The organism is Lysinibacillus xylanilyticus, from assembly GCF_001183605.1.
Classification (GTDB): domain Bacteria; phylum Bacillota; class Bacilli; order Bacillales_A; family Planococcaceae; genus Lysinibacillus; species Lysinibacillus xylanilyticus.
Genome location: NZ_LFXJ01000008.1, coordinates 343,204 through 366,340 on the forward strand (window position 1 = coordinate 343,204; position 23,137 = coordinate 366,340).

20 protein-coding genes are annotated in these 23,137 nt (G+C 38.9%); 16 read left to right on the top strand and 4 right to left on the bottom strand.

Features of this window, described 5'->3' with window-relative positions; all coding sequences use genetic code 11:
- Positions 1–164: 164 nt before the first annotated feature.
- Positions 165–698 (bottom strand): transcription repressor NadR, encoded by a 534-nt coding sequence (locus ACZ11_RS16775; RefSeq protein ID WP_049667670.1) that lies wholly within the window; start codon positions 696–698, stop codon positions 165–167.
- A gap of 141 nt (positions 699–839) precedes the next feature.
- On the opposite strand from ACZ11_RS16775, the gene ACZ11_RS27345 reads away from it, so the two are divergent.
- The 7 genes from ACZ11_RS27345 to yajC all read left to right on the top strand — a co-directional run bounded on the left by ACZ11_RS27345 (position 840) and on the right by yajC (position 7,129).
- Entirely contained in the window at positions 840–1,808 is a 969-nt protein-coding gene (locus ACZ11_RS27345; protein ID WP_049667671.1) for a LysM peptidoglycan-binding domain-containing protein, read from the top strand.
- A gap of 70 nt (positions 1,809–1,878) precedes the next feature.
- Positions 1,879–2,676, top strand: coding sequence for a phosphotransferase (locus tag ACZ11_RS16785; RefSeq protein WP_236690892.1), 798 nt, complete (start codon positions 1,879–1,881; stop codon positions 2,674–2,676).
- A 114-nt stretch (positions 2,677–2,790) separates the two neighbouring features.
- A complete protein-coding gene (gene ruvA, locus ACZ11_RS16790) occupies positions 2,791–3,411 on the top strand; it encodes a Holliday junction branch migration protein RuvA (protein ID WP_049667672.1) in 621 nt (206 codons plus the stop codon).
- Positions 3,412–3,429: 18 nt separating this feature from the next.
- Positions 3,430–4,434: a Holliday junction branch migration DNA helicase RuvB gene (ruvB, locus tag ACZ11_RS16795; RefSeq protein ID WP_049667673.1), complete on the top strand. Its 1,005-nt coding sequence runs from the start codon at positions 3,430–3,432 to the stop codon at positions 4,432–4,434.
- Positions 4,435–4,451: 17 nt separating this feature from the next.
- Entirely contained in the window at positions 4,452–5,495 is a 1,044-nt protein-coding gene (queA, locus tag ACZ11_RS16800) for a tRNA preQ1(34) S-adenosylmethionine ribosyltransferase-isomerase QueA (RefSeq protein WP_049667674.1), read from the top strand.
- 53 nt (positions 5,496–5,548) lie between these two features.
- The gene (gene tgt / locus ACZ11_RS16805; protein WP_049667675.1) at positions 5,549–6,694 is read left to right on the top strand and encodes a tRNA guanosine(34) transglycosylase Tgt; all 1,146 of its coding nucleotides are present in this window, start codon (positions 5,549–5,551) and stop codon (positions 6,692–6,694) included.
- 168 nt (positions 6,695–6,862) lie between these two features.
- On the top strand, positions 6,863–7,129 hold the full coding sequence (gene yajC, locus ACZ11_RS16810) for a preprotein translocase subunit YajC (RefSeq protein WP_049667676.1): 267 nt from the start codon (positions 6,863–6,865) through the stop codon (positions 7,127–7,129).
- Positions 7,130–7,308: 179 nt separating this feature from the next.
- Here yajC and ACZ11_RS16815 read toward each other — a convergent pair whose 3' ends face one another.
- Positions 7,309–8,151 (bottom strand): polysaccharide deacetylase family protein, encoded by an 843-nt coding sequence (locus ACZ11_RS16815; RefSeq protein WP_049667677.1) that lies wholly within the window; start codon positions 8,149–8,151, stop codon positions 7,309–7,311.
- A 753-nt stretch (positions 8,152–8,904) separates the two neighbouring features.
- On the opposite strand from ACZ11_RS16815, the gene ACZ11_RS16820 reads away from it, so the two are divergent.
- The gene (locus ACZ11_RS16820; RefSeq protein ID WP_049667678.1) at positions 8,905–9,540 is read left to right on the top strand and encodes a DUF421 domain-containing protein; all 636 of its coding nucleotides are present in this window, start codon (positions 8,905–8,907) and stop codon (positions 9,538–9,540) included.
- On the opposite strand, the gene ACZ11_RS16825 is transcribed toward ACZ11_RS16820, so the two are convergent.
- The gene (locus ACZ11_RS16825) at positions 9,537–11,054 is read right to left on the bottom strand and encodes a putative polysaccharide biosynthesis protein (RefSeq protein WP_049667679.1); all 1,518 of its coding nucleotides are present in this window, start codon (positions 11,052–11,054) and stop codon (positions 9,537–9,539) included. The genes ACZ11_RS16820 and ACZ11_RS16825 overlap by 4 nt on opposite strands.
- Before the next feature lie 93 nt (positions 11,055–11,147).
- Between ACZ11_RS16825 and ACZ11_RS16830 the strand changes: the two genes are divergently transcribed.
- Both ACZ11_RS16830 and secDF read left to right on the top strand, forming a co-directional pair.
- Positions 11,148–11,456, top strand: a complete 309-nt coding sequence (locus ACZ11_RS16830) for a post-transcriptional regulator (protein ID WP_049667680.1) — start codon at positions 11,148–11,150, stop codon at positions 11,454–11,456.
- A gap of 347 nt (positions 11,457–11,803) precedes the next feature.
- Positions 11,804–14,071 (top strand): protein translocase subunit SecDF, encoded by a 2,268-nt coding sequence (gene secDF / locus ACZ11_RS16835; protein WP_049667681.1) that lies wholly within the window; start codon positions 11,804–11,806, stop codon positions 14,069–14,071.
- Between the two features lie 107 nt (positions 14,072–14,178).
- On the opposite strand, the gene ACZ11_RS16840 is transcribed toward secDF, so the two are convergent.
- Positions 14,179–15,867 carry a methyl-accepting chemotaxis protein gene (locus ACZ11_RS16840; RefSeq protein ID WP_049667682.1) on the bottom strand — a complete coding sequence of 563 codons (1,689 nt, stop codon included), beginning with the start codon at positions 15,865–15,867 and terminating at the stop codon, positions 14,179–14,181.
- A gap of 1,386 nt (positions 15,868–17,253) precedes the next feature.
- Here ACZ11_RS16840 and ACZ11_RS16845 point away from each other — a divergent pair.
- Genes ACZ11_RS16845 through trpA form a run of 6 tightly spaced genes read left to right on the top strand, consistent with a single transcriptional unit; the run spans position 17,254 to position 23,059 of the window.
- The gene (locus ACZ11_RS16845; protein ID WP_049667683.1) at positions 17,254–18,627 is read left to right on the top strand and encodes a chorismate-binding protein; all 1,374 of its coding nucleotides are present in this window, start codon (positions 17,254–17,256) and stop codon (positions 18,625–18,627) included.
- Entirely contained in the window at positions 18,627–19,658 is a 1,032-nt protein-coding gene (gene trpD / locus ACZ11_RS16850; RefSeq protein WP_049667684.1) for an anthranilate phosphoribosyltransferase, read from the top strand. The genes ACZ11_RS16845 and trpD overlap by 1 nt, the downstream gene beginning before the upstream one ends.
- On the top strand, positions 19,655–20,446 hold the full coding sequence (gene trpC, locus ACZ11_RS16855; protein WP_049667685.1) for an indole-3-glycerol phosphate synthase TrpC: 792 nt from the start codon (positions 19,655–19,657) through the stop codon (positions 20,444–20,446). The genes trpD and trpC overlap by 4 nt, the downstream gene beginning before the upstream one ends.
- Positions 20,443–21,057, top strand: coding sequence for a phosphoribosylanthranilate isomerase (locus ACZ11_RS16860; protein ID WP_049667686.1), 615 nt, complete (start codon positions 20,443–20,445; stop codon positions 21,055–21,057). Before trpC ends, ACZ11_RS16860 begins: the two co-directional genes overlap by 4 nt.
- Positions 21,057–22,268: a tryptophan synthase subunit beta gene (trpB, locus tag ACZ11_RS16865; protein WP_049667687.1), complete on the top strand. Its 1,212-nt coding sequence runs from the start codon at positions 21,057–21,059 to the stop codon at positions 22,266–22,268. Before ACZ11_RS16860 ends, trpB begins: the two co-directional genes overlap by 1 nt.
- Positions 22,265–23,059 (top strand): tryptophan synthase subunit alpha, encoded by a 795-nt coding sequence (gene trpA / locus ACZ11_RS16870; RefSeq protein ID WP_049667688.1) that lies wholly within the window; start codon positions 22,265–22,267, stop codon positions 23,057–23,059. The genes trpB and trpA overlap by 4 nt, the downstream gene beginning before the upstream one ends.
- Positions 23,060–23,137: the final 78 nt, after the last annotated feature.

Below are 23,137 nucleotides of genomic sequence, written 5' to 3' on the forward strand. Positions count from 1 at the left end.
GGAACAAATGAAATAACTATACATCATATTTTTTGTGGTAAATATCACTAAAAGCCCTAAACATTTACGTATGTTTTCTATAAAAAAACTGCAAGTCTCCGTGAAGGCTAGCAGCTTTTAGTCAATTATTTGATTTTCCACGTTATTGAAGCAAATTTGTTCATTTATTGATCTACAACTAAATAGCCCTTTTTTTGTAAAGTTAGTTCAATTAAATCTAAAATTTCCACAGAAGGAGCAGAAATAACATGAAGATGTGTACCACCTGTTAGTTCGGATAAATAACTAGCCTGTGTTTCGTTGACACGCTGAATAAATCTTTTTACTTCATGACGGTTAGAAACCATAATGGATGCGGTAATTTCCCCATAAATTGGGTGTTCAACAATAACATTTTTTACTGTACCACCGCAATCAACTATTGTTATAAGTTCGTCTTCAGCATCCTCTGCAGTGTGGAAGCAAGGAATTGCACGTTCAACAGTTTGATGTAATTGTTCCTGATGCATATAAAGATATCCTTGGCTAGTTGCAATAATAGGTTCATTTCTAGCCTTTAATAATGTCATATCATTGACAATGACTTGTCTAGAAACATTAGCGAATTTAGCTAGGTCCGTCCCTGTTATAGGTGCTGTGCTTTTTTTTAGTTGTGCTAGGAGTTGCAGTCGGCGTTCTTCGCCTAACATTTTTTTCATAAGAGATCACCTCTGCCTGTAATAAAGGAAGCAGTTTTCCTTAAAAACTAGTGTACCATGAAGCATTTCCACATGCGTGAAATTTTTGTATCCAAATGAAACATTGAACATATGATACGGAGAGAGGAAGGGAGGAAAAAATTGCGTATTCATATAGTCCAAAAGGGAGACACGTTGTGGAAGATTGCGAAAGAGTACGGAGTTTCGTTTGAAGATTTAAAGCGGCTTAATGCTCATCTTGCTAATCCAGATTATATTGTACCGGGCATGGAAATTATCCTACCTGAAAAAATGCATAGAGAAGGCCATAGAGAGGGGGGACATAGAGAAGGCCATAGAGAAGGACATAGGGAATCACATAAAGAGGGGCATAAGGAACACATGCACAAAGAACATATGCACAAGGAGTCACCTACAAGGCACGTTAAAGAAAAAGAAGTTCAAAGACCAACGCCACCTCCAATCATTGTACCACCACCACCAATGCCAGAACCACAGATGATTCCATTTCCTTATCCAATGCCAATGCCAATGCCGATGCCTCAGCCAGCTCCAGTTGAGCTTAGCTGGAATCAACAAGTTGTCATGCCAAGTGTAGAGCAAACTGTATCTCCAATTCAAATTCAACCACAACCACAGCCTATAGCCCAACCGGCGCCACCACCAGCACCAATGCCGCAACCGATTTTTATCATGCCACAAATGCCAGCAGTACCACATTGTGCAAGCTGCCATCAGCCCGTGCATCATCATATGTATTGGCCGATGCCAATGCAACCGCAAGTTGAGGCTTATACAATGCCGGAGCAACCATCATGTGAAATGGGATGCGAAAAAGTTGCTGGGGATTTCTTAGAATCTAGTACATCTCCATTCTTCCCTATGAGCCCTGAATATCAGCAAATGCCGGAAATGGAACAGCCCTGTGGTTGTCATGCACAACCAGTTATGATGCCAAATTGGCAAATGGACCCATGTTGCTGTCCACCACCATGTCCGCCACCATGCCCAATGCCATGTCCATCACACTGCCATATGCCGTATTCGTCAGTAGGACAATGGATGTCACCGCACTATTTCCCAGGCGGGATGACGCCTTATCGATGGTAAAAAAGCGTATATCATTGAAGAAGTAAAGCCGAATATTTGGAAGTATAAATATCAATCCAATATTTATTTTGTGAAACGAGCAAAGCAGATAGAAATAGCAGAAAAGGTAAGGGTTATCCATCGACAGCTTGGACATCTAGAGCCCTCATTGATCTTACCTTTAATGAAAAGTGATGATGAGTATTTAATCGTGCAAGATTGGCAAGAAGGAAGTCATAGTGCTAATTTTGCACATAAAAAGGATCGGAAGGAATCACTAAAGCTATTAAATACGTTACATGATACACATAAAAAAATTGCTTGGCAGCGGATGCCAGGTTTGCATACCTATTCACAGCTTTTAAAATGGCAAATGCGTCATATGCGTTTTAAGAGCAGACGGAATGAATTTCGTGCATTTTTAACAAAAGAAGAAATCAATCAAATTTCACATTATAGCGAGAAATCGTTACAGCTAATTGCTCAGGAAGATGTACCTGAAAAAGAAATAACGCTTTTACATGGAGATGTCGTCCATCATAATTTTTTATGGTGCTCAGATGGGGAATTACGTTTAATTGATTTTGATTTGGCTCACCTTGGGGAAGCTGATGATGAATATATTTTATGGTTACATCGTGTATTGCCAGCAGTAGATTATGACCTTGGTAAAATATTTGCTGAGCTACCAGAGTTGAAACGATTAGATAAAAGAAAGCTACATCGTTTAAAATATCCAAATGAGCTATTACGTGAATGGCTTTTTGCAGTAGATTTACCATTAGATCAACAGCTGGTATTTTTAGATTATTTAGTGCCATTTACAAAACGAGCTCTCACATATTGGCCAAAACTGTGGTACGATATTGATAAAATGATAAAGAAATGACCGTCTTTTGGCGGTCATTTTTGTATGTGCAAGACTACTTGTGTTATTTCTTATTGTCGAGCATTCGTTCGTAATATGCTATAATCGAAGACGATGATTGTGAGGGATTATAGAATGTATGATTATTTAAAAGGACAAGTAATGCGTATAACTCCAGAGTATATCGTCCTTGAGCAGCAAGGGATTGGGTGGCAGCTAAATACACCAAATCCATTTGCGTTCCGGACATCGGCGCTTGAGCAACAAATTTTTGTTCACTTGCATGTACGTGAAGATGCACAAGTATTATATGGCTTTCCAAATTTAGACCAACGAGAGCTGTTTCGTAAGCTTATTTTAGTGTCAGGAATTGGACCGAAGGGTGCACTTGCTATTTTAGCTACTGGGAATCCGCAACAGGTTATCAGTGCCATTGAACGAGAAGATGAATCGTTTTTAGTAAAGTTTCCTGGTGTGGGTAAGAAAACAGCACGTCAAATGATTCTGGATTTAAAAGGAAAACTCGGCGGATTGCTGGATACTATTGAGTTACCAAGCACAGAAGATGAGTTACCGTTATTTGGTGTTAATCCGTATAAACATGAGCTTGAAGAAGCTACTCTTGCCTTAATGGCACTTGGTTATTCTGAAAAAGAATTAGAAAAAATACGTCCACAGCTCGAAGAGAACGACATGCTTGAAACAACAGATGCATTTATGAAACAAGCTTTACAATTGCTATTAAAGCTAAAATAGTGAAAGGGGGGGAAGTACATGTCTGAACGTATGATGGCTAGAGAGGCAGGTAGCTATGATGAACAGTTTGAATTATCTTTACGGCCAAAAAGATTAGCACAATATATTGGTCAACATAAGGTAAAGGAGAATTTACAAATTTTCATTGAAGCGGCAAAGCTTCGTCAGGAAAGTTTAGATCATGTGCTGTTATATGGACCGCCTGGACTTGGGAAAACTACATTAGCTGCTGTTATTGCTAATGAAATGAATGTCAATGTGCGCATGACTAGTGGGCCTGCGATCGAACGTCCTGGAGATTTAGCAGCTATTTTAAGCTCACTGGAGCCAGGGGATGTGCTTTTTATCGATGAAATCCATCGCCTGCCTCGTGCAATAGAAGAGGTGCTTTACCCTGCCATGGAGGATTTTTGTCTAGATATTGTCGTTGGTAAAGGCCCTGAGGCGCGTTCTGTACGACTTGATTTACCGCCATTTACACTCGTTGGTGCAACAACAAGAGCGGGCGCATTATCAGCACCTTTAAGGGATCGCTTTGGCGTGTTATTGAGATTGGAGTATTATGATAATACGTCACTTGCAGAAATTGTTGTACGTAGTTCGCATTTATTTGATGTTGAGATTGAGCAAGTAGCAGCACTTGAAATGGCGACACGCTCGCGTGGAACACCCCGTATTGCCAACCGTTTGCTAAAACGAGTGCGAGATTATGCACAGGTGCTCGGAGATGGTATGATAACGGAGGGACTTGCTAAGCAAGCGCTTGAGCTATTACAAGTCGATCCTAGAGGGCTTGACCATATTGACCATAAACTTGTGACCAATATGATTGAGCGCTTCCGTGGTGGCCCTGTAGGCTTAGATACGCTGGCAGCATCTATTGGTGAGGAACGCGTAACGATTGAAGATGTGTACGAGCCATATTTGATGCAAATTGGCTTTATACAGCGTACGCCACGTGGACGTGTGGCAACACATTCAGCCTACGAACATTTCGGATATGAATATCCCCAACAAACCTAGAAGAAGGAAGTATTTTCATGCGTGTAGAAGATTTTGATTTTGAATTGCCAGAAGAGCTTATTGCACAAACACCACTTTTGGACCGAACAGCTAGTCGTTTAATGGTAGTGACGCCAGGCTCAAAAAATGTAGAGCATCATCATTTTGCTCATATTTTAGATGAGCTACAAGCGGGAGACTGCCTTGTGTTAAATGATACAAGAGTCTTGCCAGCACGTTTAATGGGCGTTAAAGAGGAAACTGGTGCTCATATAGAAGTACTGCTATTAAAGCAAATGGCAGGTACAGATGAATGGGAAACACTTGTTAAACCAGCTAAACGTGTAAAAGTCGGCACAGTTGTAACATTTGGAGATGGCTTACTGACAGCTACTTGTACAGGAGAGCTTGATCATGGTGGGCGTACATTTGAGTTTAAATATAATGGGATTTTTTATGAAATTTTAGAGCAACTTGGTGAGATGCCACTACCTCCATATATTCGTGAAAAATTAGAGGACAAGGATCGTTACCAAACCGTTTATGCAAAAGAGCGTGGCTCAGCTGCAGCGCCGACTGCAGGCCTGCATTTTACAGAAGAATTACTTGAGCAAGTAAAAGCAAAAGGGGTCGAAGTTGTATTTATCACTTTACATGTGGGACTTGGAACTTTCCGTCCTGTAAGTGTAGATTCAATTGAAAATCACGAAATGCATTCCGAATTTTATAGTGTAACGGAAGAAACAGCATCTATCATAAACCGAGTAAAGAGTAATGGTGGAAAAGTGATTGCAGTTGGTACAACCTCTACACGTACATTAGAAACTATCGGTTCTAAATATGGAGGCGAAGTGCGAGCAGAACAAGGTTGGACGTCTATTTTCATTTATCCGGGATATGAATTTACTATTGTGGATGGTTTAATCACAAACTTCCATTTACCAAAGTCTACCCTTGTAATGCTTGTTAGTACGCTTGCAACAAGAGAAACAATTTTAAGTGCATACCATCAAGCTGTAGAAGAAAAATATCGTTTCTTTAGCTTTGGTGATGCTATGTTTATTCGTCCAAAAGGAGAATAAAGAAAAAATCGGAGTACTGTTTTTACTTTAGATAAGAGAGGGATTTTTATAATATGACACAACCAGCAATTCGTTATGAGTTACTTCATACTTGTAAGCAAACAGGAGCACGCCTTGGAATCGTGCATACACCGCATGGCTCTTTTGAAACGCCAGCATTTATGCCTGTTGGTACACAAGCAACTGTTAAAACAATGTCACCTGAGGAATTAAAGGACATGAATGCAGGTATTATTCTGTCAAATACGTATCATTTATGGCTACGACCAGGTAATGATATTGTTAAGGAAGCAGGTGGCTTGCATAAATTTATGAACTGGGATCGCCCGATTTTAACAGATTCAGGTGGTTTCCAAGTGTTCTCACTTAGTCAATTCCGTAAAATCGAAGAAGAAGGCGTTCATTTCCGCAATCATTTGAATGGGGACAAATTGTTTTTAAGTCCAGAAAAGGCGATGGAAATTCAAAATGATTTAGGCTCGGATATTATGATGGCTTTTGATGAATGTCCACCTTACCCTGCGACATATGACTATATGCTGAAATCAGTAGATCGAACAACACGTTGGGCTAAACGTTGTAAAGAGGCACATAATCGTCCAGAAGACCAAGGTCTATTTGGTATCATTCAAGGGGGAGAATACGAGGATTTACGCCGCCGTTCTGCAGAAGCATTAGTTGAGCTAGATTTCCCAGGTTATGCTATTGGAGGGCTATCTGTTGGTGAGCCTAAGGATATTATGAACCGAGTGTTAGAGTTTACAACACCTTTAATGCCAACTAATAAACCACGTTATTTAATGGGGGTAGGGTCACCTGACTCATTAATCGATGGTGCTATTCGAGGCATTGATATGTTTGACTGTGTATTACCGACACGTATTGCTCGTAATGGCACATTAATGACATCTGAAGGCCGTTTAGTTGTTAAAAATGCAAAATATGCACGTGATTTCGGACCAATTGATCCGAACTGTGATTGCTATACATGTAAAAATTATTCACGCGCATATATTCGTCACCTAATCCGTACAGAAGAAACGTTTGGTATCCGTTTAACGACTTACCATAACTTACACTTCCTATTGAAGCTAATGGAACAAGTACGTGAGGCAATACGCGAAGACCGTCTTGGCGATTTCCGAGAAGAATTTTTCGAGAAGTACGGCTTTAATGAACCAAATGCAAAGAACTTCTAAAATTTGGTAAAAAACTATGTAAATTTGTGCGAACTGTGAATATTTCTAGCAAAAAAATGTCTATCTTAGAAAAAATATTAGTAATATAGAAAAAATTTGGGCTTGTCCATCGCTTTTTTATGGTGGAATAGTCTATACTAAAAAAGAACTGGAAAGGGGGCAAGAATGATGGATCAACTATTAGGATTCGCACCAATATTATTAATGTTCGTTGCAATGTGGTTTATTTTAATCCGCCCTGCTAAAAAGAGACAGCAGCAAACACAAAATATGCAGGGTAGTTTGCAACGTGGAGATAAAGTTATTACAATCGGTGGCTTACATGGTGAGATAGACTCAATTGAGGACACAGCTGTGACATTAAAGATCTCAGACAATGTGCGCGTTAAATTTGACCGCCAAGCAATTGGACGAGTAGTGAATGGCGACCAATAAAAATAATAATTAGAAAAAGACTTACATTAGTTGTAAGTCTTTTTTTTATCTTCTTTCAGCATTATTTTTTGAAGCGAAAGCGAAACGATAGGTACAGATGAAATTATTTGGCCTAAAGACTCCGGACGCAATTATGCCAAGGCATATATCGATACATGATTTTTTCTCTTTTGTTTTATTCAAGTGCCACCATTTTGTAATTTCTTAATTAATTCTGCTCCAGTTTCATTGCCGTTTACCGTTATTCTGCTTAAAGCATATACATTATCGCCCATAGTAACACCTTTATTTTTAATAACAAAAGCCATTTTAAATCCAACATCCTTCGCTAATTTCATTGCATCTTCAGAATTAGTTCCGAAGGGGTAGCTAAGAGCAATGGGTTCATATCCTAATTTTTCTTTAATAATTTTCCTGGAAAGATTAAAATCTTTTTTAACCCTTTCTTCGTACTCTGCTTGTGTTTCTAGTTTTCCATTAATGTAACTACGACCATATATGGCACCTTTCATTCCTCCGCTGAATGACTGTAATTTATAATGTGAATTCCAAGTATGGCTTTGGATGGTTATATAATCTTTCATTTCTTTTAATTGATCCCAATTCATTTTGGGAATTTCGTTTGTATATACATTTTTTTCATTTGTTTCTAGGATGTGACTGGTGATAACAAAGATTTCTGCATGCATTTTGTATTTTTTCAAAATTGGATAAGCTTTTTCAAAGTTGCTTAAGTAACCATCATCAAAAGTTATTAACACCGGATTTTTAGGCAACTCTGTTTTACCGTTTAAGTAATCATATAAATCTTGGGTTGTAATCGAATTGTACCCATTTTCTTTAAGCGTTTTAATTTGATTTTCGAAATTCTCTGGGGAAATGACTGTATTATTATTCACATTTGTTTCTAAATGGTGGTACATAAGAACTGGAATCTTCTCATTATTATTTCCATAAATAGGGTATGGTTTAATGAGCAATATACTATAAGCAACAACTAGAAAAATTACTATCCTTTTCATTTTCTCACCTTGTTTTATGTTTGAATTATCAATTATGCCACTGCATAATTGTATCTGTCGCTTTGCTATCGCTACAGAAAATAGTTACCGCTGTCACTTCGCTTTCGCTACAGATATACATTGCGTCTGGAATCGGCTTTGTGCTTAAAATAACTACATTTGTTGGGGGAACATTATTAATTGTCCGGGGAAATTTTACTTTTTGCCATTTGAAAAGCAGGAATTATTGCTCTTTGTATTGTACACAAACAACTAAGGTTTATTCTTTTGATTTACGAAAGTTCACAGTGGTATTTACTTTTATATGCAAGTGGGTGTTATTTTGTTAATGTTTTCGTGCGTTCTTCTTAATTCAAAACTAGGTTTCCTTAAAGGTTAGTATGCAAAAATCACAGAAAAATTTTGGGAGACTAAAAGTGAGCAATTATACCTCGACATAATTGCGTCCGGAATTGGCTTTGTACTTAGGCTTTCAGCGGATGTTTGTACACCCGCTGAAAAGTAACTTATACCCGCATTCATCTCACCATCCATAGAGGTGGAGACTTCCATAACTGCCTTTCACTTACGTTACAAAAAACATCTGTACCTGTCGCTACGCTTTGGATACAAAAGGCATTTCTAGCTGCCGATTCGCTTTCGCTACTAAAAATAATTGCTTAAAGAAGTAAAAAAAGACAAAGTTATGATATAACATTATCCTGTATAAAAAACGATGAGTAAGGTCACCTTGATTAGTATGGGGGTGACTGCATGGAAGAATATTTGACGATTATTTTAAGAACATGCTTTTTATATGTGTTTATCCTAATAATATTCCGTTTAATGGGTAAACGTGAGGTCGGCGAATTGTCTGTAATTGATTTAGTCGTATCCATTTTAATGGCTGAGGTTGCAGCATTTGCACTTGATGATTTCGAAAGTCCTATATTTAAGGTCATTTTACCAATCATCGTGCTGTTTTTCATTCAAATAACAACTGCTTATTTGTCACTCAAAAATAAAAAATTTCGTGACCTAGTTGATGGTGATCCAGTATTACTTATAAGAGATGGTGTTATTTTAGAAAGTGAAATGCGTAAGCAACGCTATAATTTAGATGACTTGTGTCAACAATTACGCGAAAATGGAAATGCTTCCGTTACAGATATTGCTTATGCCTATTTAGAGCCATCTGGCAATCTATCCGTATACCAAAAAGATGAAAAGGCATTTGTTTACCCACTAATTATCGATGGTGATATTCAGGATAGGCATTTAAAGGTTTTGCATAAAGATGCTGATTGGTTAATGGCAGAGCTTGCTAAAAATAATATTACGGATAGTAACACTGTATTTTTTTGTGTATGGGAGGAAGATCGGCTTCATATCCAGCTGAAAGAGTCTTAAACTTTCTTGGCCAGCTTACGAAGGTAGCGCAAATCAGTAATGCGCAACTGATTGGAAAATAGTAAGAAAGTAAATAGTAAAAACAAGGTTACACAGCTACTTAAAATAAAAGGTAGTGGCATAATCTGCATCAAGAAATATTGAGAAACACAAACGGCAATAAAGCAGCTATATGGAACTACAAACATTCTAAATCCAGCACGTAAATTTTTGCGCTGTCTTACTGTTGCAATATGCAAGAATGAAGTTAATAAAACGCCAAAGCCAATTGCTACAACGGCACCTTTTTCTTGTATCCCAGGCTGAGAAGCAAGTACGAACATAACAAAGAGCTTACCAAGACCACCGTAAATGGAGTTCATCATTGCAGCGCGAGCCTCACCGATTGCTTGTAATATAGAGTGCAATGGACTTTGTATATAATAAAAATAAAAAATAGGCGCTAATATTTTCACATAACCACGATTTTCTTGTAAGTGAAAGAGCTTTACAGCTAAGTCGTCTCCATGAACGAAAAAGTACGTAGCAGCAACACAGCCCACTAAGGATGATAGTCGCAATGATACAGAAATACGTTCTTGCAGGAGCGGTATATGCTGACGTGCAACAGCATCACTTACAGCCGGTATAAGAACGATCGAAAGTGCTGCAGACACAAAAGCCGGGAATAATAAAAGAGGGACTAATACACCCGAAATAACCCCATATAAAATTGTTGCTGCTGAGGCTGTCAATCCGGCCATAGTTAAAGCCTTTAAAAAAATGATAGGCTCTAAAAACCAAGTAAAGGATCCAAACAGCTTGCTTCCTGCAGAAGGAAGGGCAATCCGTAACATCGGGGAGGAAGGATATGCCTCGATTTTGTTTTTTTGTGTCAATAATTTTTTCTTTGAAACAATATAATGCATCCACAAATACAAAAAAGCAACGACTTCAGCTAGTAGCGTAATACCCATAGCAGATGCTGCTGTTATGGCAGCATTATCATAGGCAGCCACAAAAGGTAGCGTAAATGTGATGAAGCTAATGCGGATAATTTGTTCAATCATTTGAGCCCAAGCTGTTGGTGTAATTTTCGCAATACCCTGTAAATAAGCGCGCAATAATCCAGAACCAACTGATACTGGTACAGCAAAGAGTGCAATCCAAAGCGTAATTGTTGTTTGTTCATTATGTAAAAGAGTAGACGAGATATATGGTATTGTAAGTGCAACAATCGGCATAAAGACAATCATTCCAATAAATGACCAAAGAATAGCCGTACGCATAACACCATAGATGCCTTCGCGTTTGTTTTTTGCTAGTAACTCTGCTACAATTTTTGCCACAGCGATAGGTAGTCCAAGTTGAATGAGTGAGATGAAGAAAATGAACGCCGGATAGACGGTCATATAAATGCCGACTGCCTCTTCACCAGCGATACGCATAAATTGCATTCTATAAAAGAAGCCAAAGAGTTTCGATAAAAAAATCACGAACATTAAAAATAGTGTACCCCGTACAAAAGAACTCATGCCATCCGTCCCTTCTCAAGCCACAAAAATTCATTTACACTATTTGTATGCAGACATGTCTTACGATACAACTTTGATTGGAGATGATTCAAAATGAGTATGCAGTATGAGCAACTATTTGAAAAAATTCGTCCTGCAATTGATAGTAAGATGGAAGAGTTTAAACATTATCAATACGATGCGATTACAGCAGAAGAACTATGGCGCTTCTGTATAGAAAAAAAATGGCGCAAAAAAAATATTGAACAATTACGTTTACATGAAGTTATCTCCACTATTTTTTCAGTATCACCATCCGATATCGTATCATTTAATCAAGTAGAATTTTTACAAAGTAATGATTGGTTTACAGATTTGAATACGGAAGAGTTAAAAATGCTGCTTGGTCCGGTTAAAACTTAAGAAGAATGTGTGAAATTTGTCAAATAATAAAAGAATACTAAAAGTGTTGAATTGACACCAAGCGCAACGTGTTTCATAATGAGTGTGTTGCGCTTTTTTTATTTGTATAAGTATATTTATTCAAAACCCTCCTAATAATTCTTTTCTAATTTTGGAGGAATACACCTGATCAAATAAAAGGATAAATTTGCGCGTTATGAACGATTGAAATAAGTAGAGCAACCTTTTTGAAGCACAGGCAACATTATTCTACAGGAAAAGGAGGAATAAACGTTTCAAAAGGACTTGCTATATACTTGTTTGTAGTGTAAGGAATTGCCTTACACCAATTCGAGGAGGATTTATAAATGAAACTAAAAAGTCGTATAGTTGCATTCGTACTACTAATGGTTATTTTTGTAGCAACCATAGGTACGACTGTAGGCGGCGTCTTAAAGGATATTAAGCTAGGCCTTGATTTACAGGGCGGGTTTGAGGTTCTTTATGAGGTGACAGAATTACAAAAGGGACAAAAAATTACACCAGAAGTTGTGTCGGCAACAGCAACAGCACTTGGTGAACGTGTAAATGCTATCGGGGTAAGTGAACCGAGTATTCAGGTTGAAGACAAAAACCGTATTCGTGTGCAATTAGCGGGTGTCGAAGACCAAGAATCAGCACGTGAATTATTGTCTACTTCTGCAAATTTAACATTCCGTGATGTCGATGACAATTTATTGTTGGATGGGAATGACTTAAAGCCAGGTGGTGCTAAAGGTTCCTTTGACCAGCAAAATCGTCCGATTGTTTCGCTAACGTTAAAAGATGCGAAAAAATTTGCTGATGTAACAAGTAAAATTGCTGCTAAACCAGCAGGTCAAAATTTACTCGTTGTATGGTTAGACTTTGAAGAAGGTGTTGATTCATATAAAGCTGAATCACAAAAAGCGAAGCCTCGCTATGCATCTGCAGCAACAGTTAACCAAAGATTAGATACAACAGATGTAATGATTAGCGGGAATTTCTCAGTTGAAGAAACAAAAAATCTAGCGGGTATTTTAGATGCTGGGGCACTTCCTGTAAAACTTAATGAAATTTATTCTACTTCAGTTGGTGCACAATTTGGTGACCAAGCACTGAAAAGTACAATTTTCGCTGGTATTGTGGGCGTAGTAATAATTTTCTTATTTATGCTATTCTACTACCGTTTGCCTGGCTTTATTTCCATCATTACACTTGCTATATTCACTTTCTTAGTACTTGTTGTATTCGACTGGATTAATGCAGTGTTAACACTTCCAGGTATCGCAGCTATCGTGCTTGGTATAGGAATGGCCGTTGATGCGAATATTTTAGCAGCGGAGCGTATTCGTGAAGAGCTACGGGTAGGTTATTCGGTTAAACAAGCATTCAAGATTGGCTCGAAGGAGTCTTTATCAGCAATTGTCGATGCACAGCTAACTACATTATTAGCAGCTGCTGTATTATTCCAATGGGGGACAAGCTCTGTTAAAGGATTTGCAACAACTTTAATAATTAGTATTTTACTAAGCTTCTTAACTGCTGTTTGGGGTTCTCGTGTACTATTAGGTTTACTTGTCAACAGTGGCTATTTCAACAATCCAGCCTGGTTTGGTATTGCAAAATCTAAACAGCATAGCTTAGATGAAAATATCGGAACATTAGATTTATCAACGAAATTTGATCGTTTTGACTTTGTACACAACCGTAAGAAATTCTATACATTCTCGTTAGCTATTCTAGTAGCCGGTTTAGTGGTTCTTGGTATATTCCGTCTAAACCTTGGTATTGATTTCTCAAGTGGTACTCGTGTTCAAATTGAAGCGGATCATACTTTAACTAAAGAAGAAGTATCTAAATACTTAGATAGTATCGACTTCTCATCTGAAGATATCCTTTTGGCAGGTGAAAAGAGTAACTCTGCGGTTATCCGTTATAAACATGATCTATCACAATCCGAAATTGCAAAATTCAAAAAAGAAGTAGGCAAAAAGTATGGTCATGAACCTGGCGTAAGTACAGTGTCACCAACAGTTGGTAAAGAGCTTGTGAAAAATGCTATTAAAGCATTATCTATTGCGGCTATCGGAATCATTATCTATGTAGCAATTCGTTTCGAGTGGCGCATGGGTGTTGGGGCAATTGTCTCGTTACTACATGACGTATTCTTAATTGTTGCTGTATTTAGTTTTATGCGCTTAGAAGTCGATATTACGTTTATAGCAGCTGTACTGACGATTGTCGGTTATTCTATTAATGATACCATCGTTACGTTTGACCGAATGCGAGAAAACTTAAATCGATATGATACGATTAAAGACCGTGAATTGTTGGCGGATATCGTTAACAAATCACTCCGTCAAACAATGGGTCGATCTGTTAATACAGTGTTAACAGTTATTATCGTTACAGTGTCACTTCTTATTTTAGGTGCACCGTCGATTCAAAACTTCTCAATCGCGTTATTAGTTGGTTTAATCACAGGTATGTATTCTTCAATTTGTATTGCTGCACAAATCTGGTATTCACTTAAAGTTCGTGAAATGAAAAAGTCAGATGGTCAAATACACAAAAAAGAGAAAAAACAATGGGGTACTGACGAGCCTACTGTTTAACTTCAAATAAAGCCAGGGAAAGAAATATTTCTTTCCCTGTTTTTTTGATGATAAAAAGAATCTGCTTGCTTTCTTTGGAAAGCAGCAGATTCTTTTTATTTCGTTTATTAAAGTTTAAATTGCAGTAGTAATGATTGCAGTTGCTGAGCGTTGTTGCTTAATTCCTCAGCTACCTCATTCACCTGCTGCATTGTTGCAGCTTGCTCTTCTACTGCTTCAGCAATGATTTGAGAATTACTCGCTGAAATACTCGCACCATTTGCAATTTCTGTTACAGAGGCAGCAACTTCTTCAGCGCTTGCAGAAATTTGTTCCGAAGTGGCCGAAATATCTTCAATTTGATCAGTAAAGGCTTGCACAGACTCTGTAATGGAATCAAATGCATCACCGGCCTCATGAATTTTTGCTACACCATCCTGGACAGATGCTAATCCTTCATGCACAGCAGCGGCAACATTTCTTGTATCCGTTTGAATTTCATTTGTAAGGGCAACAATTTGGCCAGCAGATTGATTGGATTCTTCAGCAAGCTTTCTTACTTCATCTGCTACAACCGCGAAGCCTTTGCCGTGCTCACCAGCTCGTGCTGCTTCTATGGCAGCATTGAGTGCCAGTAAATTTGTTTGTTCCGTAATAGCGGTAATTACTTTTGTAATTTGCCCGATTTCTTCAGATTGCTTACTTAGCTTTTGCGTTAAATCGGCAATTCGTGTAGTTGCCTCGGAAATTGTATCCATCTGCACTTTGGCAGTAGTAATAGTTTTTCCTCCCGTATCAGCAAGCTGTGTCATATTTATAGCATTGTGATGCAAATTTTGAGTTGCCTCAGCAATTCGTTGTACACCAGCAGCTGTTTCGTCCATAGCTAGAGCACTTTGTTGAGAGGCACTAGCAGATGATGCTAGATGGTTTGACGTGTCTTGTACTCGATGCGAGATGTCGCTTGAAGTTGTTGTCACTTCTACAGTGCTTGCGGAAAGCTCTTCAGAAGCAGCAGATAATTGTGTAGCGTTGTCCTGAACATTTTTAAGTAGTACAGATAAATTTTGTTTCAACGTATTTACTGCTGTGGCAAGTGTACCAATCTCATCTTTAGAGCTATGTTTAAGCTCAGCGATCGTTAAATCGCCGTGTGCTAATGTATCGGCAGCGTCAATCACTTTACGAAGCGGTTGAGTGATGGAGCGTTTTACAAAATACATAAAATATAAACCGACAATTGCACTTAAAACAAGTAAGACAATAGAAATAATAATAGCTCGTTCAACTGTTTGGACAACACTGCTTTTAACCTTTTCAAGCTGTTCATCGTGGTAATTTAATAAATCATTTGTCAGTGTATAAATTTCTTTGTTGCTTTTTGTCACTTCTCCATTTATGTATGATAAAGCTAAATCTGTATTTCCACTATTAAATGCTTGCACTGCCTTGTCAGAACTTGTTAGTAAATCATGCTGTAATTCGGTTACTTGCTTCATAATATTTTTTGTGTAATCGGAACGAACAATGCCTGAAAGCTCTTGAATCGTTTCTGGTAAAAGTGTTTCATAACGTTCTAAATTTGATTTTGTGGTCTCGTCCTTACTATTTAGAATATAGGAACGTAAAAATAGACCTTGTGAGGCAATCTGCTGCTGTATTTTCTCTGTTAATTGAATTTGCACGATTCTGTGATCAAGTACCTCTACTATATCTCCTTCAACCGACTTAAATTGAAAAAATGCAATAATACTTGATAATAAGAGTAAACAAGTGAGTGAAATAAAACCTATATTTAGTTTTTTTCGAACGGACATTTTCGTTCCTACCTTCTTTTATGTATTAATAAATGTTCTGAATTTACTATAACTTGATATTTTTACATGGTCAATACTTGATAAATACACAAAAGTAGGTAGTTTTATTTGCTTTTTCTGGTATATATGAAGGATGATTTTCCCTTTTATATAATGTCAAAACTTCTTTCAAGATTTTCCTTTTTCTCTGAATTGATTGACAATTTTCGTTGTTTGGCATAGAATAAGGCTAACTTTTTTGTTCGATCCAAGGTAGTTGATCTCGGGAGCGAGGTCAGCCTTAGAACAGATGAGCTGAGTTTAGATGAGAATAGCTGAGAAATTGTTGAATAAGAGTAGTAGCATAAGTGTGCAATTTAGAGAGTCAGTGGATGGTGCGAACTGATTTGTAGCTTATGTGAATGGACTTATGAGAGTCGCTAATTATCTTCATCCAATGGGTGTCCAAACACCTGCTGAACGAGATAAATTCCTCTGGATGCAATTACGCCAAGGCGCAATTGATAATAGCGAACGGATTCCCCACGTTATAGGGGGTGCATCGACTTAGTCAAGACAAATCTTTATTAACTCAAAAGATATGTCAATTTAACTTTTTTCAGCGTGTGTCCATTCATTCGCTGAAATAGAGGAACTCAGGCTAAGAACTTCACATCCAGTGAAAACGCCTGAGTGACCAACATCGTGTTGGCCTAAAGCCTCCGGCGGATGTCATGGAATCGGAAAGGAGTTCTTAAAGGATGTTAGCCTAAAATCATCGCATCCATGCGATAACGGCTAACTGACCTGCATCGGTAAAAATGCCACGTCCTGTGGCATTACCGAAATGACCGACATCGTGTCGGCCCTCACGCAGACCTAAACACAAAGCCGATTCCGGACGCAATTATGCCGAGTCATAATTGATTTGGTGAACTAAGATTGAGCACATAAGGGAGAGCAAATATGCTCTAATATGAGGTGGCAACGCGGTCATGATCGTCCTCTGCAATTAGGAAAAATCCTTTTTGCAGGGGACTTTTTTTATTGCTTCCATTTGCATGGGGATGAATGCTTCAATCTGAATGCCAAAAATACTTGACTGTGTCAAAATGAGGGACTTTCATTGGAACTTTCTAGGGGGCGTAACATGATGAACATTTGAAGTACTGTTCCTTTAATTGCTTGGCTTACCACTAAGAATTAGGAACAACATTAGTTGAAACCTTCGCCATGTAAATAAGCTGATTGGAGTGAAGGCTGGTCGCCCCCAGGAAAGCGCTCAGCCAGAACGGAAATCAACCCCACGCTATGACGATTCTTTTTATTCAACAAAAAAACGATTCAGCTGCTAAACATTTATAAGTCCAATGGTAATGGATTTTTAAGAAAAGGAGCTTGGTAATTATGCAATCGACTAGTTCAAGAACAAAAATGAAAACCATTAATGCTGATTCTTTAACACCGATTTTAATTTTTAGACGCCTACAAGGAAATCATAAATTTTTACTTGAGAGTTCAGCACAGCATGAGGGAGCAGGACGTTTTTCTTTTATCGGTGCTAATCCAAGAAAAACGTATAAAGGCTTTGGAGATGAGATTCATGAATATTCATATACGACTGGAAACACATATACACATAAGGGCGATATGTTTGTTTTATTGAAAAGATTAATGCCACGCATATCCAATACGACACAATTCCCGTTTTCAGGTGGAGCTATTGGATATGTTGGTCATGGTACCACAACGATATTATCAACTGCTCAGGATAAAGTGCAACTACCAGATGTACATTTCCATGTATATGAGACAGTCATTGTGTTTGATCATGTAACAGATGAGGTTACTTTGATTCATACGAATATTGATGCAGAAAAAAAAGAACCAAATTTAGAAGAGTTAGCAGAGCAACTTCTAAAAGGCAGAGAGGATGAAGATACAACTTGTAACTATGAACTTTTTGAATCGACTACGAACGAACAATTTGCAGATTCTCTTACATCTATCAAAGCTACTTTAGATGAAGATATTACAAGAGTCGTTTTATCAAAGTGTTTTTTAGCAAATTTACAAGGAGATGCTTTCGCTTTATATCGTCAATTGCGTAAAAAACATCCTGCTCCTTATATGTATTATGTAGAGTTTGAGGATCATGTTGTTTTAGGAACATCTCCTGAAAGCCTAATTAGAGTAAAAGGTGAACGAGTGATTGCGACACCAACTGAGGGTACATTTCCTAGGGGTTCCACAAAAGGTGAAGATTTAGAACATGAACGAAAGCTGTATGAAAACACAAATATTAGGAAGTCACATGCTGTACTTGTTTCTACCGTGCAACAAGAGCTACAGTCTGTATGCTTCCGAGATACCATTCAAGTCATTGAGGCAATGAGGATTGAGCGTTCAAAGCATGCATTACACATGACATCGAGAGTCGAGGGTCAAATATTACCGATGCTTCATGCATTGGATGTATTAGCAGCGATGTTACCACCTTTTGCATCAACAGGTATTCCAAAGGATCAGGCAAAGGACTATTTAGAAAAATCTAGTCAAACTGCTGGGATATTTGGAGGAGCCCTTGGATTTATCGGTTTTAACGGTCATCTTGATTTTGCTTTAACAGGAAAATCCATTGTCATTGAAAATGAAACGATGCATATGCAATCAACTTTAACGATGACAAAATACACAAATGTCAAAGCAATGATAAAACAAGTAGAAGAGGACAAACAGGAATTTTTACAGCTACTTGAAAAAGAAGGAGGTTCACACTAATGGAAGATATTCGTCAAAAAGTACAACAACGAGAGCATTTAATGTATGAGGAAATGCTACAGGCAGCAACATGGATGTTCCAAGATGACTCACCGAAGGAAGAAATCGCAAGCTTTTTAACGGCATTATCTGTCAAAGGTGAAACAGCACATGAAGTTGCAGCATTAGCTACCATTATGCGTTCGTTTGCATTAGACGTACCAGCAAAAGAAGGGATCTATATGGATAATTGCGGTACTGGTGGCGATGGTCTTAATACATTTAATATAAGTACGGCTTGCGCCTTTGTATTAGCGGGGGCAGGTGTCAAAATGGCGAAGCACGGCAATCGCAAAATTTCTTCGGCATCAGGGAGCTCTGATGTATTGGAAGCACTCGGTATTCATACGAATATTTCCATTGAGCAAACTGTCGAGCTGTTAGAGAAAGAAGGAATAGCCTTTTTATATGCTCCGAATGTCCATCCGAAATTAAAGCGAATCGGCGAGGTGCGACGGGCATTAGGTAAGCCAACTATATTTAATCTTGTCGGTCCTCTTACGAATCCAGTGCCTTTATCGACACAATTTACAGGTATTAATCGTCCTAATTTTGTCATGGAGTATGCTTCCGTATTACAAATGCTCGGGCGTGAACGAGCAATGGTCGTTTCTGGTCCACTAGGTTTAGATGAGGCATCGTTAGCTGGTCAAAATACTTTTGTCTTAGTAGATAAGGGAGACTTGGTTCCTTTTTCTTTAACTCCTGAGGAAGCGGGTCTCAGCTATGCACCAATAGAGGCTATTCATGGAGGCAATGCAGATGAAAATGCCGCTATTATGCGTAAATTATTAGCTGGTAAGCAAAGTGCTTACTTTGACACAGTAATATTGAATGCTGGTATTGGATTGTTCAGCTATGGAATTGCTGAAACCGTTAAAGAGGGTGTAGAAATGGCGAAGGACAGTATTTTTAGCGGGCGTGCCCTTCAAAAATTAGAGGCAGTCGTTGCTTATAGTGAGCATATTAAAGGAGTGGAGGTCCGACAATGAATATCTTAAACAAAATTCTCGAACAAAAAAAGATAGAAGTTAGTGCTTTACTTGAACAGCCTGACCCATTAGCTAATTTTACAGAAAAACCGCGTCCATCATTATTTGTGCAATTGCGTAAAGCTGAAACATTACAGGTTATCTCAGAAATGAAACGTGCATCCCCTTCAAAAGGGTTAATCGCAGAAGGTGCAGATCCAGTGGCACAAGCAATAACTTACGCGGAAGCAGGAGCAGCAGCCATTTCCGTTTTAACAGATAAAAAGTTTTTTAAAGGCTCCTTTGATGATTTAGCAGCAGTTGCAAATGCTGTTCAGACGCCACTTCTTTGTAAGGATTTTATGATTGATCGCGTACAAATTCGATTTGCAAAGGCATCAGGTGCATCAATTATTTTACTAATTGTGGCCGCATTAACAGATGAGGCATTACGTGATCTGTTTAGTTATGCAACTGGCTTAAATTTAGAGGTATTAGTTGAGGTACATGATCTTGAGGAGCTTGAGCGTGCTATTACGGTTGGTGCCAAGCTGATTGGCGTTAATAACCGCGACTTACGTACCTTTGAGGTGAGCTTAGAACGTACACGTGAAATTGCAGAAGCTTTTCCGTTTGATGAAGATAAAGTATTAATAAGTGAAAGTGGGATTTGGACACAAGAAGACGCTAAAGCGGTGACTTCCATGGGAGCTAGTGGCGTTCTTGTAGGTGAGTCATTAATGCGCAGTGGTGATGCAGGTTCTGCTCTAAAAAGTTTACAAGTCAATAAGGTGGAGGCATCTGTATGACGAAGGTAAAAATTTGTGGACTGAAGGAACAACAGCATGTGCAGGCAGCAGTAGAGGCAGGAGCGGATGCAATTGGTTTTGTCTTTGCACCAAGTAAACGACGAGTGACGGTTGAACAGGCACAGCAATTAGCCAAACATGTGCCAGATGGCGTTTTAAAAATCGGTGTTTTTGTTAATCCAAGCGCAGAGGAATTACGCACAGCAGTAGAAGAAGTGCCATTAGATTATGTGCAATACCACGGGGAAGAATCTCCGGAGTTTATTCGTCAGCAAGGTTATCCGGCCATTAAAGCTTTGTCCGTAAGAGGTGCTGAAGATGTTCAGATGGCTGCTAACTATGATGTAGACTACTACTTATTTGATGCACCTGGCACAGATTTTAAAGGTGGCAGTGGTCACACGTTTGATTGGACCCTGCTAGAAATGGTAGGGATTCCGCGAGAAAAATTAATTTTAGCAGGCGGATTGCAAGCTGAAAATATTGAAGAAGCAGTGTCACTTGTGTCGCCATTTATGGCAGATGTATCGAGTGGTGTGGAGACAGATGGTGTAAAAGACATAGTGAAAATAAACGCATTTATACAGGCATTGAAGAAGGGGAGAGCATAATGGCGAATTCAATTGCAAATAGTGTACCGACAAAGGAAGGGCGTTACGGAAAATTTGGTGGACAATTTGTTCCGGAAACATTAATGACAGCTTTGTTGGAATTAGAGACGGCCTATGATGAGGCAATGAATGATCAAACATTTACTGAGGAACTGGAATATTATTTACAACAATATGTAGGTCGCGAGACGCCATTATATTTCGCAGAAAATTTAACAAAAGAGCTAGGCGGCGCGAAGGTTTATTTAAAGCGTGAAGATTTAAATCATACTGGAGCCCATAAGATTAATAATGCGATTGGTCAAGCGCTTCTTGCAAAACGAATGGGTAAAAAGAAAGTAGTGGCAGAAACAGGAGCAGGGCAGCATGGAGTCGCAACGGCAACTGCATGCGCATTATTGAATCTTGAGTGTGTTGTATTTATGGGCGCAGAGGATATAAAACGCCAACAATTGAATGTCTTTCGTATGGAGTTACTCGGTACAAAAGTAGAGTCTGTAGAAACAGGTTCAAAAACATTGAAGGATGCTGTCAATGCAGCACTGCGCTACTGGGTGACAAATGTTGACGATACTCATTATATTTTAGGCTCAGCTTTAGGACCACATCCATTCCCGAAAATCGTAAGAGATTTCCAGCGTGTAATTGGTGTTGAAACTAGAGAGCAGATCTTAGCTAAGGAAGGATGTTTACCAGATGCAGTCGTAGCTTGTATAGGTGGTGGTAGTAATGCAATCGGTATGTTCCATCCTTTTGTCGACGATGAAACTGTAGCGCTTTACGGAGTAGAGGCTGCAGGTAGTGGCATTGAGACAGGGAAGCATGCAGCAGCAATTGCCGGTGGACAGCTAGGCGTTTTACACGGTGCCTACATGTATTTATTACAAGATGAAAATGGCTTTGTACAAGAAGCGCATTCTATTTCAGCTGGTCTGGATTATCCAGGGAAGGGCCCAGAGCATTGTTATTTACATGATATTGGGCGTGTTAAATTCGATTCGATTACAGATAGTGAAGCACTTGAGGGCTTGCAATTACTGTGTAGAACAGAAGGTATACTACCCGCACTAGAAAGCTCTCATGCCATTGCCTATACAGCAAAACTTGCGAAGACAATGGCTACAGATGACATCATTGTTGTGTGCTTATCTGGCCGTGGGGATAAAGATGTTCATACTGTTCGTAAAGCATTAGGAGGAGATATGTCATGATAACTCTACAGCAGGCAATTGAAGAAACGAAGATCGCTGGTAATAAAGCATTTGTACCATATATTATGGCAGGCGATGGAGGTCTGGAAACTTTGAAGCCAACGATCCTGAAGCTACAGCAAATGGGTGTAACGGCAATTGAAGTTGGTATACCATTCACAGATCCTGTAGCGGATGGGCCGACGATTGAGCAAGCAGGTGAACGGGCATTAGCAGAAGGTGTGACATTACGAAAAGTGCTAGAAGCATTAGCTTCATTTAAAGAAGAAATCAGAGTTCCGTTAGTTGTCATGACTTATTTTAATCCTGTGTTAGCTTTTGGGTTAGAAGCTTTTGCGAAGGCTTGCGTGGCAGGGGGTGTTAAAGGGTTAATCGTTCCTGATGTACCACTTGAGGAAAGTGAAATCTTACGTGACACATTAAATCCCCATGGTATCGACATCATCCAGCTAGTATCGTTAACAAGTCCTCCAGCGCGAATTGAACGTATCGCGGCCGCTAGTCAAGGCTTTGTCTATGCTGTAACAGTCAATGGAATCACAGGTGCTCGCACAAGCTTTGCTAATGATTTAAATGATCATTTTGCTCGCTTACGTGAAGCAAGCAATATACCAGTACTAGCTGGCTTTGGAATTTCAACGCCCGAGCAAGTAGTAAGCATGGGGGCACTAAGTGATGGTGTAATCGTTGGCAGTGCGATCGTGACAGCATTGCATGAAGATAATTTGGAGAAGATTGAGGCATTAGTGTTTGCTTCAACTTCTTTCAGCGGGTGTCCAAACATCCGCTGAAAGAAATTTAAGCCTCCGGCGGATGTCACGGAATCGGAATGGAGTTCAATAAAGGATGTTAGCCTAAAATCATCGCAT

Bases quoted from the DNA above. Each gene is read 5' to 3' on its own strand.
- trpD (WP_049667684.1), top strand. From the start codon at position 18,627: ATGGAAGATATTCGTCAAAAAGTACAACAACGAGAGCATTTAATGTAT.
- ruvB (WP_049667673.1), top strand. From the start codon at position 3,430: ATGTCTGAACGTATGATGGCTAGAGAGGCAGGTAGCTATGATGAACAG.
- ACZ11_RS16840 (WP_049667682.1), bottom strand. From the start codon at position 15,867: ATGTCCGTTCGAAAAAAACTAAATATAGGTTTTATTTCACTCACTTGT.
- ACZ11_RS16815 (WP_049667677.1), bottom strand. From the start codon at position 8,151: ATGAAAAGGATAGTAATTTTTCTAGTTGTTGCTTATAGTATATTGCTC.
- ACZ11_RS16845 (WP_049667683.1), top strand. From the start codon at position 17,254: ATGCAATCGACTAGTTCAAGAACAAAAATGAAAACCATTAATGCTGAT.
- ACZ11_RS16825 (WP_049667679.1), bottom strand. From the start codon at position 11,054: ATGAGTTCTTTTGTACGGGGTACACTATTTTTAATGTTCGTGATTTTT.
- tgt (WP_049667675.1), top strand. From the start codon at position 5,549: ATGACACAACCAGCAATTCGTTATGAGTTACTTCATACTTGTAAGCAA.
- queA (WP_049667674.1), top strand. From the start codon at position 4,452: ATGCGTGTAGAAGATTTTGATTTTGAATTGCCAGAAGAGCTTATTGCA.
- ruvA (WP_049667672.1), top strand. From the start codon at position 2,791: ATGTATGATTATTTAAAAGGACAAGTAATGCGTATAACTCCAGAGTAT.
- trpA (WP_049667688.1), top strand. From the start codon at position 22,265: ATGATAACTCTACAGCAGGCAATTGAAGAAACGAAGATCGCTGGTAAT.
- ACZ11_RS16830 (WP_049667680.1), top strand. From the start codon at position 11,148: ATGAGTATGCAGTATGAGCAACTATTTGAAAAAATTCGTCCTGCAATT.
- ACZ11_RS16775 (WP_049667670.1), bottom strand. From the start codon at position 698: ATGAAAAAAATGTTAGGCGAAGAACGCCGACTGCAACTCCTAGCACAA.
- trpB (WP_049667687.1), top strand. From the start codon at position 21,057: ATGGCGAATTCAATTGCAAATAGTGTACCGACAAAGGAAGGGCGTTAC.
- trpC (WP_049667685.1), top strand. From the start codon at position 19,655: ATGAATATCTTAAACAAAATTCTCGAACAAAAAAAGATAGAAGTTAGT.
- yajC (WP_049667676.1), top strand. From the start codon at position 6,863: ATGGATCAACTATTAGGATTCGCACCAATATTATTAATGTTCGTTGCA.
- ACZ11_RS16820 (WP_049667678.1), top strand. From the start codon at position 8,905: ATGGAAGAATATTTGACGATTATTTTAAGAACATGCTTTTTATATGTG.
- ACZ11_RS16860 (WP_049667686.1), top strand. From the start codon at position 20,443: ATGACGAAGGTAAAAATTTGTGGACTGAAGGAACAACAGCATGTGCAG.
- secDF (WP_049667681.1), top strand. From the start codon at position 11,804: ATGAAACTAAAAAGTCGTATAGTTGCATTCGTACTACTAATGGTTATT.